Annotated in this window: 18 protein-coding genes; 4 read left to right on the top strand and 14 right to left on the bottom strand. The window is 44.2% G+C overall.

The genetic code is table 11. From position 1 onward, the window contains the following. Positions 1 to 110: 110 nt before the first annotated feature. Positions 111 to 1,325: an MFS transporter gene (locus E2491_RS13730; RefSeq protein ID WP_134376186.1), complete on the top strand. Its 1,215-nt coding sequence runs from the start codon at positions 111 to 113 to the stop codon at positions 1,323 to 1,325. Between the two features lie 355 nt (positions 1,326 to 1,680). Here the strand turns inward: E2491_RS13730 and E2491_RS13725 are convergent. From E2491_RS13725 to E2491_RS13695, 7 genes are all read right to left on the bottom strand, one after another. Further along, positions 1,681 to 3,251 (bottom strand): IS3 family transposase gene (locus E2491_RS13725; RefSeq protein WP_134376185.1). Its coding sequence is split into 2 segments (ribosomal slippage): positions 1,681 to 2,588 and positions 2,588 to 3,251, totalling 1,572 coding nucleotides; the frame shifts between segments, so codons are not numbered across the junction. Positions 3,252 to 3,354: 103 nt separating this feature from the next. Continuing rightward, the gene (locus tag E2491_RS13720) at positions 3,355 to 3,693 is read right to left on the bottom strand and encodes a DUF3147 family protein (RefSeq protein WP_134376184.1); all 339 of its coding nucleotides are present in this window, start codon (positions 3,691 to 3,693) and stop codon (positions 3,355 to 3,357) included. Beyond that, a complete protein-coding gene (locus E2491_RS13715; protein WP_134376183.1) occupies positions 3,684 to 4,097 on the bottom strand; it encodes a MarR family winged helix-turn-helix transcriptional regulator in 414 nt (137 codons plus the stop codon). The genes E2491_RS13720 and E2491_RS13715 overlap by 10 nt, the downstream gene beginning before the upstream one ends. A 70-nt stretch (positions 4,098 to 4,167) precedes the next feature. Beyond that, positions 4,168 to 4,881, bottom strand: a complete 714-nt coding sequence (locus tag E2491_RS13710) for an MOSC domain-containing protein (RefSeq protein ID WP_134376182.1) — start codon at positions 4,879 to 4,881, stop codon at positions 4,168 to 4,170. Between the two features lie 14 nt (positions 4,882 to 4,895). After that, complete coding sequence (locus E2491_RS13705) at positions 4,896 to 5,171, bottom strand: hypothetical protein (RefSeq protein WP_134376181.1); 276 nt, start codon at positions 5,169 to 5,171, stop codon at positions 4,896 to 4,898. Between the two features lie 14 nt (positions 5,172 to 5,185). Continuing rightward, the gene (locus E2491_RS13700) at positions 5,186 to 5,443 is read right to left on the bottom strand and encodes a hypothetical protein (protein WP_134376180.1); all 258 of its coding nucleotides are present in this window, start codon (positions 5,441 to 5,443) and stop codon (positions 5,186 to 5,188) included. Further along, complete coding sequence (locus E2491_RS13695; protein ID WP_134376179.1) at positions 5,440 to 5,928, bottom strand: GNAT family N-acetyltransferase; 489 nt, start codon at positions 5,926 to 5,928, stop codon at positions 5,440 to 5,442. The genes E2491_RS13700 and E2491_RS13695 overlap by 4 nt, the downstream gene beginning before the upstream one ends. Positions 5,929 to 6,092: 164 nt before the next feature. On the opposite strand from E2491_RS13695, the gene E2491_RS13690 reads away from it, so the two are divergent. Genes E2491_RS13690 through E2491_RS13680 form a run of 3 tightly spaced genes read left to right on the top strand, consistent with a single transcriptional unit; the run spans position 6,093 to position 9,408 of the window. Further along, complete coding sequence (locus E2491_RS13690) at positions 6,093 to 6,767, top strand: response regulator transcription factor (protein WP_134376178.1); 675 nt, start codon at positions 6,093 to 6,095, stop codon at positions 6,765 to 6,767. Further along, the gene (locus E2491_RS13685) at positions 6,764 to 8,227 is read left to right on the top strand and encodes a sensor histidine kinase (protein ID WP_134376177.1); all 1,464 of its coding nucleotides are present in this window, start codon (positions 6,764 to 6,766) and stop codon (positions 8,225 to 8,227) included. The genes E2491_RS13690 and E2491_RS13685 overlap by 4 nt, the downstream gene beginning before the upstream one ends. A gap of 59 nt (positions 8,228 to 8,286) precedes the next feature. Beyond that, positions 8,287 to 9,408 carry a hypothetical protein gene (locus E2491_RS13680; RefSeq protein WP_134376176.1) on the top strand — a complete coding sequence of 374 codons (1,122 nt, stop codon included), beginning with the start codon at positions 8,287 to 8,289 and terminating at the stop codon, positions 9,406 to 9,408. A 95-nt stretch (positions 9,409 to 9,503) separates the two neighbouring features. On the opposite strand, the gene E2491_RS13675 is transcribed toward E2491_RS13680, so the two are convergent. The 7 genes from E2491_RS13675 to E2491_RS17555 form a co-directional block, all read right to left on the bottom strand. Beyond that, a complete protein-coding gene (locus E2491_RS13675; RefSeq protein WP_134376254.1) occupies positions 9,504 to 10,052 on the bottom strand; it encodes a GNAT family N-acetyltransferase in 549 nt (182 codons plus the stop codon). Between the two features lie 13 nt (positions 10,053 to 10,065). After that, the gene (locus tag E2491_RS13670) at positions 10,066 to 10,299 is read right to left on the bottom strand and encodes a hypothetical protein (protein WP_134376175.1); all 234 of its coding nucleotides are present in this window, start codon (positions 10,297 to 10,299) and stop codon (positions 10,066 to 10,068) included. Next, the gene (locus E2491_RS13665; RefSeq protein WP_134376174.1) at positions 10,299 to 10,919 is read right to left on the bottom strand and encodes an HAD family hydrolase; all 621 of its coding nucleotides are present in this window, start codon (positions 10,917 to 10,919) and stop codon (positions 10,299 to 10,301) included. Before E2491_RS13665 ends, E2491_RS13670 begins: the two co-directional genes overlap by 1 nt. Positions 10,920 to 10,937: 18 nt before the next feature. Then, on the bottom strand, positions 10,938 to 11,306 hold the full coding sequence (locus tag E2491_RS13660; RefSeq protein ID WP_134376173.1) for a YybH family protein: 369 nt from the start codon (positions 11,304 to 11,306) through the stop codon (positions 10,938 to 10,940). Positions 11,307 to 11,351: 45 nt separating this feature from the next. Beyond that, positions 11,352 to 11,801, bottom strand: coding sequence for an NUDIX hydrolase (locus E2491_RS13655; RefSeq protein ID WP_134376172.1), 450 nt, complete (start codon positions 11,799 to 11,801; stop codon positions 11,352 to 11,354). Between the two features lie 348 nt (positions 11,802 to 12,149). Beyond that, positions 12,150 to 12,674: a DinB family protein gene (locus E2491_RS13650; protein WP_134376171.1), complete on the bottom strand. Its 525-nt coding sequence runs from the start codon at positions 12,672 to 12,674 to the stop codon at positions 12,150 to 12,152. Between the two features lie 18 nt (positions 12,675 to 12,692). Beyond that, positions 12,693 to 12,845, bottom strand: a complete 153-nt coding sequence (locus E2491_RS17555; RefSeq protein ID WP_166805892.1) for a hypothetical protein — start codon at positions 12,843 to 12,845, stop codon at positions 12,693 to 12,695. Positions 12,846 to 13,213 lie beyond the last annotated feature (368 nt).

Below are 13,213 nucleotides of genomic sequence, written 5' to 3'. Positions count from 1 at the left end.
TGCCTGTCACCTGAATATGGTAGTATGTAAAAAAACAGATCGGAGAACAAACGAGTGTAGACATTCATTTTCCCCTTTATCAAACTGAATAATGAAAAAGGAGCAGGAAAATGAGGAATCATTCGTTTCGTTTCCTGTGGATGGGTCAGTCGCTGGCGAATCTTGGGGATGTGTTTTATATTGTCTCTTTGATCTCAACGATTTATTTGCTGACGGGTTCAGCTGTTTATATAGCGCTGCTGCCATTTTTCAGTATGAGCGCCCGCTTTTTTGGTGCGCTCGCAGCCCCGTATGTGATGGATCGTTATTCTTTGCCGTCACTGCTTGCTTGTTCACAGGGTGGTAAGACTTTATTGTTGCTGGTGCTTGCCATCAGCTATCCGTATTTAACAAAGGAAGCGATCCTTGTGACCTTTTTATTCGTCATCGGGATTGCTTTTTTAGATGGTTGGGCGACGCCTGCGAGTTATGCGCTGATTCCGAGGCTGGTGGAAAAAGAGCGCCTTGTGAAAGCCAATGGATGGATGGGCGTCGTCACACAGACGATTCAGCTGAGTGCATGGCCGCTTGGCGGAATTTTGGTCGCGTTCTGGTCTCCTGAGTCAGTCATGTGGATGACTGTTTCCCTTTATGCCGGATCAGCCATGCTTGCCGGAATGCTTGCGAAACGTCACACCGTCAGCGCTGTCCAAGGGGATCATTCATCAAAAGACAGGCGTGCCGGATGGAAAGCCATCTGGAAAAGCCCCTTTTTGAGACTTGTTACATTCGTGGATATGATCGAGGTTAATGCGGGTGTGGTCTGGGTCGCAGCCATTATGTACGTATATGTGGCTGAGGTGCTGCAGACGAGTGAAGCCTGGTGGGGTTATATTAATTCAAGTTTTTTTGCCGGACTGATCATCGGTGGACTGATTGCCATCAAAGTGGATCAGCTGCTTCACGAGCAAACGCGAAAGGTAGTCATATTGACTGCATGGATTGGCGCATTGTCCACTCTTACCTTCGGCCTGATCACCAATCCCTGGACTGCTTTGGTGCTATCAGCCCTGTTTGGTTTCGCTTCACAGATCAAAGGCATCACACAAGACACACTCTTACAACTCAAAGTAAAAGAGCACGAGTTACCTAAAGTATACGCTGCACAGGAGGCAGTCAGTTTTTCAACCTACGCCATCTCCACGCTGCTGGCAGGTGTACTTGTAGAGGCAGCAGGTGTGAGATTTGTGTTTTTATTGGCTGGGGGCATGCTGATATTTGGGGCAGTCCTGGTGGTGGTGTTTAGAAGATTCATCATATTTGAAAGTGTGAAAAATCCTTCTTAATATGATTTGTAAGTAGAGGAGCATTTTGAATTTCATGTCGCTCAATGATGCCGGTTCGTCTGTCGACAGATCCCTCGGTGCTATCAACAGATATGGAAGAGCTATCGACAACAATAACGAGTCTATTAACATTAAAGCCTGCGCTAACAACAAATTCAGCCCATTAAGAGAGTCGATCAACAGAAAAAGCCTACCTATCGACAGAAATAAGCTTGCTAGCGACATCAAAACAATTACGCTAATCTAAAAAATGAAGAATGACCTGTCACGTTATTAAGATAATCATCATGGAAAAAGCTCCGGCATAATTGAACTGCCCCCTGTCAAGTAGACAGTAAAAAAGAAAAAGCTAGAACTACGCTACGGCCTGGTACCGATATTCCATCGGTGCCAGGTTGTTTAATTTCTCTTGATAACGTTCCTCGTTGTAAAATCGCATATATTGATCAATGTCGTTGACTAATTCTTCATAGCTCTTGTACGGTTTCAATGTATATTTCTCACATTTGAAGTGACCGAAAAAGCTCTCTATCGGTGCGTTGTCGATACACTTCCCGACACGGGACATACTGCGCGTAATCCCTGCCTGTGTCGTGATGTAGCGGTATTCCTTCGATGTATACTGTGATCCACGGTCGCTATGGAGTAGGGGGTTCGCGTCTGGGTTCGCTTCGATGGCTGCCTTCAGCGTATCCATCACCAAGGCGTTGTTGTTGAAGTGACCGACCTTATAGGCCACGACAGACCCGTCATACAAGTCCTTGATCACACTCAAATAAGCCTTGTTCCCAAGACCGTAATGCAGGTGCGTGATGTCCGTCACCCATTTCTGATTGGGCTGGCTCGCTGTGAACGCGCGATTCAAGACGTTATCCTCGATGTTGACATAGCTGGTCTTCGTACAATAGCCGTTCGACCGGCGAATGAAAGACTTCAAGCAGAGCTTGATCATCAGACGACGAATCCGTTTGCGATTGTACTGCTTCTTGAACCGACGGTTGATGAACACGGTGATCCGTCGGTAGCCCAGGATCCCTTGATGCTTGTTGAACAACCTCTTGATCTCTCCGAGTAGCCATTCATTTTCCTCCTGTTGGTCAGTCGGTGTATGGTTCAGCCATTTGTAGTAACCGGATCGTGATACTTCAAGCAGTTGACAAAGCAGTTGGATCGACGCTTTTGTCTCTTCATGATAGTCATGGATCGCCTGAAACTTATGCAGATGAATCCCTAATCGCGCATGCTGGCCCTCCTTTCGATTTCCTTCAGCTTTTTTAACAGACCGTTCTCCGTTTCAAGGTATCGGTTGCGATGGTCCAGTTCTTTGATGCGCAGCTTCAATTTTTCCACTTCTGTCAGATTCGACTTTGACTCCAAGGTCTTACCGCGTCGATCGTGAAGTCCTATCTCTCCATCAGCCTGATATTTCCGTACCCATCCATAGACCTGTTGATACGAGACCTGATATTTCTCCGCAGCCCCATGATAGTCAAGGTCGTGGGCGATTGCGTATTGGACGATCTCTATCCGTTCCTGTAGTGTTGTCTTGCGTCCTGTGCTCATCTTTTTATTCCCCTCACTAGTGGATTTTAAGTCTTTTCCACTAGTGTAACGCTTTATCCATCTTCGTAAAACAGAGGAAGTTGAAATGTTGAAACGAGCACAGGTCTCACTGAGGCTCCCTTGACCCGCCAGATAATAATCCACTGCCTGTCGTTTCAATTCCTGTGAGTACGCTTTCCAGGTCTTCGATTCCTTCAATCCGTCGATTCCATCAGATTGATATTTACGGACCCAAGATTTGATGGTCTTTTCAGCGATCTGGTAATCTCTTGATACCACACCCATCGACTTCTTCTCATCTAAGACAGATAATACTGCTTTTAATTTTTCATCTAATGTATGGCCAGTCGTTCTTTTAGACACAAAAATGCCCCCTTCAGAGTAGTAGAGAATTTTTATTATTTCTCTGTCTACTTTGAAGGGAGCATATCATAATCGCCGGAGCTTTTTCTCATCATACAGTGTATTAAATCCATCCCCGAATAACCTTCTCCTGCAGCATCAGAAAGAGCACCCAGCCGCTTATCCCAAGCCCGAGTCCCACAAAGAGGTTCAGCGAATGTTTTAGTGACAAAAAGACAATCAGCAGCAAAACGGCTGTTGCCGGAAAGCCCCATAAAACGCCAAGCGCAAATTTACTGAGCTCTGTCTTCTCAGTTCCCTGAACATATAACCAGAAAATACTGAGCAAGCTGACGAGGGGCAGCGCAGCAATGAGCCCTCCGTAGGTTGGGAAACGGCGTGCAACCTCCGTCACCACAGCAATGATTACAGCTGAGACGAGTATTTTAACGACTAAAAACATGATTTTGCCTTCTCACTCAAAAGAGCAAACGCATTCAACACTGATTCCCGTTCCTTGTCAGATAAAGATTCCAAAAGCATTTGAAGCTTTTTCTCATCAAGACTTGTATGTCGGTGTAAAACGGACCTGCCTGACTCCGTCAGAGCTAACACGACTCTTCTTTCATCATGCTTACTTCTGAATTTTTCTATATATTTTTTATCAATCAGGCGTTTTACATGTTCTGATCCCGTATTGTGAGAAACTCCCAGAAAAGCAGCTATCTCCTTAATCCCAATCTCATCGGACTTTTCAAGCAGCTGCATAATCCGGACTGCCTGGTGAGAAATTTTCTCTTCGTGATGATAATGCAGATTGAAATATAGATCGGTCCAGCATTCGTTCAGTTGTTTTACTTCTTTCATCTGGCGCACCTCGTTTATATCGTATAGTGTGATTATATCTTATTTTACGATATAAATGAAAGATGCAGCTTTAATTCTTCTTTAAATCATCCCCAACACGCACTCTGCCAGCCTTCAGCACTTTCGCATACATGCCAAAGCAGTTTTCGTACTGCTGATAAACTGTTTTCAAAACAGCAGGATCGGTGTGTAGTGTTTCCGGATCGATATTGATGATGCTGCAGCGCTCACACGGTCGGACGATTTCGATTCCCGCTTCCCCTAAAGAAATCTTTTGTCCGATCAGCTTTTCCTCTGAAAACGGCACATCGTCATTTAGGGATACGATCAGATTCGGACGAAATCTTCTCCAGTCGATCTCCCTTCCAAGTGTTTTTTCAAGATGCTCAATGGAGGCTGCATTGACGATCAGCAGATGCTCTTCCTCAATCGCACCAAAAGGAACGTGCTCCGGTGTGTAGGATTGCTGTGTTAAAGGCTTTCCAGCCAGCTCTTCAAACGTTGATAAGCAGGCTGCTTCATGCCAATAAAATGTCTGTTCTTCCGGGCCGTAAATCTTAACAGGTGGATATTTCTTGTCCTGCTCCTCACCATCAAACGCTGCATGAAAGCCGAGTAGTTCTTTATTTTGTGTAGCGGTGTAAAAACGATCGCCATCCATCAGTGCATGACTGCGATCTCCATACAGCCCGTAGTTCATGATCCTTGTCTCCGCTACCTCTTCACCGCGCAAGGACTTAACCGGATGACGCATGATTGTGGTTACTTTACCGATTGACGTCATTTTAATCACCCCTATTAAACAAAAATGGCCTGATAAGCCAAAACCAGAAATAAGATGGAGAATACAATATTGAACCAGTATTTCTTACCTTCTTTATGTCTGATCCCTTCAACAACCTCTATAAGACTGTGAACCACCGCAAGGACAAACCCGACTGCCAAAGCAGGATCGCCTGTATCTGTAAACAATCCTAGTAATATAAAAAACAAACTGATCACGATTAAGGTGATCTGAATCGTCGTCACTCTTTTAGAAGACTTCGTCTCACTATTTTCGAAAAAAATTCCCATTTCCCGCGACCCCCTTATACCGTTTTCTTAAACGACTGCGCATACACAATCGAAAATGTACTGACAAACAAAAGCAGCATCACAACACCAACGATTATAGGGAAATACGTAAATCCATTAATCATTTCCTGACTCGTCTCCCAGTAGCCGGCATTTCCGGGCCTCGAAAAATTAACTGCCAACCGTTGTCCATTAAAACCAATGAGTAAAAACACAATACCCAGCACCAGAAAACCGCTCGGCACCTTAAATTCTTTCAATACCCCACTCATCGCACACCCGCTTTCTGCCCGAGCATCAGACTCAATATTTTCATTTCTCCCTTACGTCCCATCTTCCTGCGCCCGTAATCAATGTAGCCGTTTTTCTCATAAAGTGACTGCGCTAACAAATTGTTCATATTTACAGCCAATACGATTTCATTAATATGCGGGTAGTGCTCCCGCACAAAGTCCGGGAGCAGCTTTATGGCAGCCTTCCCATAGCCTTTCCCCAGATACCTGACATCTGTTGAAAACGTCCGCATTAAAATAGCCTGGGGATTATCGGAATAAGGAGCCGCTCCATCTTTTTCGTGTAAAACAAAATACGATACAAGCTTTCCTTCATCCATCAGCAAAATGCACCGCCGCTGATCATCCTGCTCAGCTAACTTGATGCTGTTCTGCGGGGCTCCTGTGAAATTCAATTGCTCCTTTGAAAGCTGATATTGTTCAATCAATGATGTTTCCTTCTCTGTGTAGAAAATGAGTTCCATGTTTTATTCCCCTGTCTATTCAATGTCCTCATTTGTATTTCGCTTCCAAATGACTGTTATCCTGCAAAACTTCGTGTTCTGGACATCTTTTTAAAGTTGGAAACAAATTCGATACAATTTTCCAGTAAAATAATAGAAGAATGATTTTCAAGGACGGTGTCTATATGAACAAATCGATTTTAATTGTGGAGGATGAAGAATCCATTTTCGATATATTATCTTATTCTCTCAGGCAGGAAGGATATGCTGTAAAGGGGGCTGCCACAGGACACGAGGCGCGCAGGCTGCTTCAGGGCACTCGCTTTGATCTCGTTGTGCTGGATGTGATGCTTCCGGATACGAACGGATTTGAATTATGTAAGGAGATTACCGCATCAACCAGCCTGCCTATTTTGATGCTGACGGCACGGGGGGATATTGTGGATAAAGTGCTCGGCCTGGAACTTGGTGCTGATGATTACCTGACAAAACCGTTTGACATCAGAGAAGTGCTGGCCCGTATCAAAGCACTGCTGCGCCGGCAGAAACAGGATGCGACTTATCAATACATACCGCTTGATCATGAGATCGTTGTAAATCCTTCAGCCCACACCGTTCTAAAAAAGAATGAAGTCGTGGCAATGAAGCCAAAGGAGTTTGAGCTACTATTATTGTTTGTCCAGCATCCAAACCGCGTATTTTCCAGAGAGGAAATTCTTGATCATGTATGGTCTTTTGATTACAGCGGCGGGGACAGAACGGTTGATGTCCATGTGCAGCGAATCAGACAAAAGCTCCATCCTGCTTTAATTGAAACTGTTTTTGGAGCGGGATACAGAATGCGCAGGCATCACAGATGAAGTGGACGATCAGCAGAAAGTTTTTTATTGGTTTCTCACTGATTTTTTTAGCAGCCGCTCTTTTCGCTTATTCCGTTATTGAAAAAATGCTGGAGGAGCACGTTCATGAGCGCATTACGACTGAAATGCAGACCCTGCAAAACACTTCCCGCCAATACCTGCTCCAGTTTGCAGAACTTCAAGGGGCGGACCTTGGTATGTTTAATGAATACAGCAGGCCTATTGCCAATGAATTAAGCAGAATCAACAGCATGGCCGTCTCTATTTACAATGCTGACGGGACCTTTTTGTATGAAGCGATGCCATTACAGGAGTCACTCCTGATTGACCATCAGGAATTCCATGTCGATCTGTCAGAAACGGAGCATGCAGAGCTGCTTCAGGCATTTGACGATAAAGCCGCCTACACCCTGACGCCGGTAAATGACGGAACCATTCTTTATTTCGCTTACCCATTTTATGTGAATGGTGACTTTTATGGCGTAGTGAGATTCACGTCAGACTACACAGCCATTTACGCTCAAAATAAAGCTTTACTGGAGCGTTTGACACTGATCACAGGCATCATATTCTCAGCGATCCTGGCCTTCCTTATGATCTTTACGAATCAGCTGATCAAGCCGTTACATACGCTGACAGCAGCAGCCAAAAGAATCGCACAAAGAGATTTTCAAACCATCCCAACTGTCAGAACGTCAGATGAACTGAACGAGCTATCCATTCAATTTCAGCACATGCAACAAAACATCACGCACTATATCCAGGAACTTGAAATTGAAAAACAACGTGTACTTACCGCCGAAGAAAAGCGCACCGTCTTTTTCCAGCACGTCACACACGAATTAAAGACACCGCTCACCACCATTTCCGGGTACGCTCAGATTATTGGTGCTGAATCCTTTGACGATCAGGCTTTTCTGCAAAAAGCGGCCGGTCGGATTCACCTTGAAAGTCAGCGTCTGAACGAGATGGTTAGCAGGCTATTGTCCCTTTCAACGGCCGAAACGGGTCCGCGCAGCACCGAAGAAATCGACCTATATTCTTTTACACAACACATCCTTGAAGATCTCGAACTGAAGGCGGGCAAATACGGGATGACGTTCAAACTGTCAGGTGAACCCACGATCCTTTCAGCAAACAGAGATGAGATGAAACAGATCATGATGAATGTGCTTGATAATGCGATTAAGCATGGTACACCCGGACACGCCATTGATATTCATGTGTCTCACGAAATCACTGTATCCAACCATGCACCCCGCCTGACTGCGGAAATAAAAAGTCAGCTGTTTGAACCATTCGTTCTCCGGTCTTCCAAGGACAGTCATGGCTTAGGTTTATTCATTACAAAGCAGCTTGTAGAGTCCAATCGCGGCACGATTACAATGGAGCAGCAAGATCAGACCGTTCAAGTCAAAATGACTTTCCCGGCCGGAAACAAACTGGAAACAAGTGCGTAAAGGTTGGAAAAATCCTTCCCTTACTCTATAGAAGAACTTACTTTTGAGGAGGATATCAAATGAACAAACCAAAGAGTCTTTCTATTGCACTTGTAGCTGCCAGCCTCGTAACAGCCGGATGCGCCATGAGCTCAGCAGCTCAGGAAACCGTCACTGTAAAAGAGGACATCAAAACAGAAAGTATGCTGACGGATCAAACGCTTGCATTTACTCATGAACAGACCTTCGACACCGAGTTTTTCACCGAGGAGTTTTATAGCTTCCACGGTACTTCGACTTTCTTTTCTGATGGTAACAAAATGATCCGTGTTGATACAGAAACAGGAAACCATACTGAGGTCTCCGACAAGCCTTTTTTCAAGGTTTCGAGGGATGGAAAAATGGCGCTGTCGATAGAAGATGAGCTTTTATTTCTGGCTGATCTGGAGTCAGGTGAGGATACGCTGATCGGAACGCTTGGTGAGGAAGGATTAATTGATCAGCCTTATTTTTCAGGGGGAGAAAGTCATTTAATCATCAACCCTGCAAGCTATTACACGGACGGTAAGATTGAAGTCATTGATACCGCTACAACGGAAACCAGCGAGTGGATAATGGATTCAAGGTTCGTAGCGGACTCCATTCACCCTCAAAACTTTCAGGTCAGCGAGTCCGATCTTTTGTTAACTGGAAAACTCAAGGATGGCGCTTATGGTATTTATCGATTGGCCAAGGGTGGAGATCCGGAGCTTTTGCTTGAGCTGGCACTGGATCAGGATAAGGATTCATTTCATGAATACGTGTTGTTGGATCAGAAAATCATATTTAACGGCATGATGGATGGTCAATCAGGCATTTTCATCAAGGATCTTCAAACTGACGAAATAGAGATGCTCGTTTCCGGAGGGAAAACTGAGGAAGGAATCTGGACACCATCCTTTAATCTCTCTCCTGACTGTCAATATCTTTTATTTGATACAGCCATACAGATGGGAAGTGAGTTCTATAGCAATGTCTATGTCGGTCGACTGGATGATCTTCAGCTGACCCACACCTCTCTAGTGATGGAACACGCAGACTCATATGCCGTCATTTCCTACAGCGGTTACTGGACGGAGGATTCTCAGCAATTTTATGTTCAAACGTATGAGCCGGACAGCCCTGAAAACAAGAAGGTTGAACTATTTAGACTCGGACATTAAGCATTAAATATAGCGGTACACAAAACAGCAGAAGCCGGTGAGAGATGGCTTCTGCTGTGATTTAGGTTCCCAGATTCATCATACGTCCTCCATTTCTATAGCGATTCATCTGCCGGATTTAACAGGGACCACCTTTCGTGATCCTCCCAGACGCCATTTACCTTCATCATTTTGAACGTTGTCCCTTCGTAGCGAAAACCCAGCTTTTCGACAACCCGGATTGAAGGTTTGTTGGAAGGCATAATAGGTGCTTCAATTCTATGTAATGTAAGCTCTGAAAACACAAAAGTAACGACACCACGCAAGGCTTCTGTGATATACCCTTTTCCAACCATCGCGTGATCCAGCTTATAGCCGAGAATACAGGATTGCATGATGCTGCGCAGAATATTTTGAATTGAAACACAACCAATTACGCGATCAGATTCACCGTGTTCAAAGATCCAGAAACGATACGACTGACCGTTCAATTTTGCTGATTGATCATTTTCTAATAAAATGCGTTGCATCTCAAGTGTAAAAAACGCTTCTTCCCTTTCCGATTCCCATTCTGACAGGAATGTTCGATTTCTTATGTAATAGTCCAGTGCCATTTGAGGCTCAATCCGAGTCGTTAAGCAGAGTCTTTCTGTAAAAATCTTCATTTGATTCGTTTGTTTACCGCTCATTTGACTTGGACTCCTTCCGTTTGCGCCAAATGATTTCATAACTGCCTCTTACAAAACAAAGCACCGCCGATAAAACAGCTACACTAAGTGACAGGTAGGTACTAACCGGCACCTCTCCATCTCCAAGCGGACCTGTATCAACTTTAAAAAAGGAATCATAAATGCCATAAAAAACAAGCAGAAGGATGAACACTCCCCCTGCAATGAAAAACCATCCCTTCATTACTTAAACAACTCCGGCAATTCTTTCAACCCGTCAATCTCGTAATGGAAATCATCCACTTCGCCAAATCCATACTTTGCAAATACAAATGGAACACCCGCATGGCGCGCAGCGTTACGGTCTCCTTGTGTATCTCCTACATAAACCGGCGATTGTAGATTGTTTCGTTCCATCACCAGCTTAATGTTTTCTCCTTTTGTCAAACCCGTTCTCCCAGGATTTTCGTAGTCCTGAAAATAGTGATCAAGCTTGTGGTATTCATAAAAAGCCTCGATATACCCGTCCTGGCAGTTGCTGACGATAAACAATCGATATTTTTCAGAGAGTTTTTTAAGCGTTTCCTCCAGATCAGGGTACAGTTCTCCCCCATGCTGCGCCACGTAGGGAATTTCAATTTCCGTGCAGTAATCCATGATCTCCATTTGCTTTTTTTCATCAAGCTCTGGAAAAAACACCTGCGCAATTTCATGCATTTGAAGACCCATCGTCTTCGTTAAATCTTCCTGAGTCAGCATCTTATCAGTCAGCGAACTCTGGCTGATCGCCTGATTCCAGGAGGTTAACACCGTTTTTCTCGGATCCCATAGCGTTCCGTCCAGATCAAAAATAATGCTGTCCATTTGATCACCCCATCCTTACTATTTGATACTGCTCAAATGCTCATGAATCAGTTTCCACTCACCATTATCATCCACTTTAAACACATTCGTTGCGCGACCGTTCCCTGAGACCGGTTTTCCATCATAAATACCCCGGTAGTGATAGGCATACACACAAGTCGCAAAATGCTCATCAGCATGCAGCCACCGGATGTCCGTTGCCCAATATTCTTCATCACGAATGACTTCCCAGGTCGTTTCAAAATACGCCTGGATTTCAGCCGGGGTGGCACAGGTTTTATTCGTGAACCAATATAACGCATCGTCGTGCAGGTACTTCCGTACGTTGTTAAAGTCGTGCGTATTTGTCGCGTCTATATATTCCTGAAATGCTTTTTCGTAACCCATAGATAACCCTCAACTCCTCTATACTCTTTTCTCGTTAAGGTAGCGTTAACCCTTTTTTCTATTTGATTTCGCGATTTTGATATACCATGGATCCTGAAGAGACTGATGAATAAATGCATCAGGTGACTTCAGATAGGATTTGATCTGTTTTTTTCTATGAGGGATCATGAAGTATGGCAGTCTATTCTCCGAAAACCACCTGACCTCCGCAGTTTCAGGCCCATCCTGTATCGGATTTCCCCCTTCAAGGACACCTGAAAATATGTATTGAACATCTCTTCCATCAATCTCATATTGAGCGATTTGCTTTTGAATGGAAACAATATATCCGCTTTCTTCCCGGATCTCTCTTTCAGCACACCGGCTCAGCGTTTCTGCATCATCCAGCACACCTCCTGGAAGGTCCCAGAGAGGGTAGTCCTTTCTTTTAACCAGCAATACTTCCTCTTTTTCATTTTGAACAATTGTAAAACAGCCTCTGGATTTTGGGTGCATTGAAAGACTCCTTCTCAGACTGAGTTTCAGGTCTTGCATGGTAATATTTGAGTAATGGAATTAATTTTTTTATCGTGGAGAAGACCTGTTTGATTATGTATAAAATAAGAATGAAGTGACGCGGAATCAGACTCGTTAAAATGAAAAAGCTCATTCGCGGCAAATCGAGAAGTTGCGTCATAGGTCAATTATCACTGAACTCACGAATTTCTTCAGGAACTCACGAAAGTGGATGGGAAACTCACAAACTCATGCCGGAAGCTTACGAACTCTGGCGCTAACCTCACGAATTGGCGAGTGAAACTCACATTCTCTCAAACCTCTTCATGTGTTTATGTACTTTTCTAACTAAATTTCACTTTTAGATCTCAACTGCTTCTTAATCAGACGGATTTGTCCGCGGTGGCCTAGTTCGTCTTCCATGACGTGGTACCAGAAATAATAATGGTTCACTTTCACTCCGTTTGGCCACAGACCTTCTGTGTATAGCCACTCGTCTGTTTTCATTTTCAATTGTGACAGTGTATATTCGCGGACTTCTTTGAGTTTTTGCAGATAATAAGAGAGCGGAAATCCCTTTATTTCTGAGCGTCCCTTCTCCCCCATATCTATCGCGGCTCCCCACACTTTCCATTCTTCCTCAGAAAAATCACGGTTTTCAAATGTAATCAGCTGATGGACAAACTCTATCGCTGCCATGTGAGCTAATAACATCCCAATTGAATTTGCTGATTCATCTGTAAGATAGTCCAGATCTTCCACAGATAGACCCTCAAGATCCTTTAATGTTCCATCTCGTGTGATGTCAAGCATTGATACGAGTTCCCCGATTTTTTCTGTATAATCACCATTATTTTTGACCTGATAATGCATTTGAAACCCCCTTGTTCTTTAAGGCACTAGAAACCTTATAAATGTAATAATAAGACGAGGTACAAAAAGAATGACCTGAATGACGGCTTCACCAATGGCCCAGGCTCTAAAATCCCCCGACAAGCTTTCTGAATCATTTCTTTTCTTTTTTGATGAAGTTTTCTTCAGCATAAGATGCGATCTCCTTTTATTCCCATTATAACATGCGACAACTGGATGTGAGTGGAAGATTGACGCGGAACTGGCTTCATGCATTCACCGTTTCAGGTTCGCGGCAAATGGAGAGGTTTTGAGCATAGGTCTAATTTCACTAAACTGACGAACTTTTTTAGGAACTCACGAAAGTGGTGGCTGAACTCACGAACTCATCCCCGAACCTCACAAACTCCCACCACAAACTCACGAATCCGCCGCAAAACCTCACATTCCCTCCACTTCTTCAATAAAAGGAAGGCCGGAACCATTCCCGGTTCCGGCCTTCAAAATCATATTCACTTTATGTCCCACAATAAGTCTGATACCCGCGATCCGGATCACCC

The sequence above is a fragment of the Jeotgalibacillus sp. R-1-5s-1 genome, assembly GCF_004405105.1.
Classification (GTDB): Bacteria; Bacillota; Bacilli; order Bacillales; family Jeotgalibacillaceae; genus Jeotgalibacillus.
The sequence above is the reverse complement of the archived record's forward strand: the minus strand, read 5'-3'. Positions and strand labels throughout refer to the sequence as shown.

Excerpts from the sequence above, each read along its gene's own strand:
- E2491_RS13710 (WP_134376182.1), bottom strand. The coding sequence starts at position 4,881 with ATGACGTCAATCGGTAAAGTAACCACAATCATGCGTCATCCGGTTAAG.
- E2491_RS13695 (WP_134376179.1), bottom strand. The coding sequence starts at position 5,928 with ATGGAACTCATTTTCTACACAGAGAAGGAAACATCATTGATTGAACAA.
- E2491_RS13690 (WP_134376178.1), top strand. The coding sequence starts at position 6,093 with ATGAACAAATCGATTTTAATTGTGGAGGATGAAGAATCCATTTTCGAT.
- E2491_RS13680 (WP_134376176.1), top strand. The coding sequence starts at position 8,287 with ATGAACAAACCAAAGAGTCTTTCTATTGCACTTGTAGCTGCCAGCCTC.
- E2491_RS13675 (WP_134376254.1), bottom strand. The coding sequence starts at position 10,052 with ATGAAGATTTTTACAGAAAGACTCTGCTTAACGACTCGGATTGAGCCT.
- E2491_RS13660 (WP_134376173.1), bottom strand. The coding sequence starts at position 11,306 with ATGGGTTACGAAAAAGCATTTCAGGAATATATAGACGCGACAAATACG.
- E2491_RS13720 (WP_134376184.1), bottom strand. The coding sequence starts at position 3,693 with ATGTTTTTAGTCGTTAAAATACTCGTCTCAGCTGTAATCATTGCTGTG.
- E2491_RS13700 (WP_134376180.1), bottom strand. The coding sequence starts at position 5,443 with ATGAGTGGGGTATTGAAAGAATTTAAGGTGCCGAGCGGTTTTCTGGTG.
- E2491_RS13670 (WP_134376175.1), bottom strand. The coding sequence starts at position 10,299 with ATGAAGGGATGGTTTTTCATTGCAGGGGGAGTGTTCATCCTTCTGCTT.
- E2491_RS13685 (WP_134376177.1), top strand. The coding sequence starts at position 6,764 with ATGAAGTGGACGATCAGCAGAAAGTTTTTTATTGGTTTCTCACTGATT.
- E2491_RS17555 (WP_166805892.1), bottom strand. The coding sequence starts at position 12,845 with ATGCTGAAGAAAACTTCATCAAAAAAGAAAAGAAATGATTCAGAAAGC.
- E2491_RS13650 (WP_134376171.1), bottom strand. The coding sequence starts at position 12,674 with ATGCATTATCAGGTCAAAAATAATGGTGATTATACAGAAAAAATCGGG.
- E2491_RS13730 (WP_134376186.1), top strand. The coding sequence starts at position 111 with ATGAGGAATCATTCGTTTCGTTTCCTGTGGATGGGTCAGTCGCTGGCG.
- E2491_RS13705 (WP_134376181.1), bottom strand. The coding sequence starts at position 5,171 with ATGGGAATTTTTTTCGAAAATAGTGAGACGAAGTCTTCTAAAAGAGTG.
- E2491_RS13715 (WP_134376183.1), bottom strand. The coding sequence starts at position 4,097 with ATGAAAGAAGTAAAACAACTGAACGAATGCTGGACCGATCTATATTTC.
- E2491_RS13655 (WP_134376172.1), bottom strand. The coding sequence starts at position 11,801 with ATGCACCCAAAATCCAGAGGCTGTTTTACAATTGTTCAAAATGAAAAA.
- E2491_RS13665 (WP_134376174.1), bottom strand. The coding sequence starts at position 10,919 with ATGGACAGCATTATTTTTGATCTGGACGGAACGCTATGGGATCCGAGA.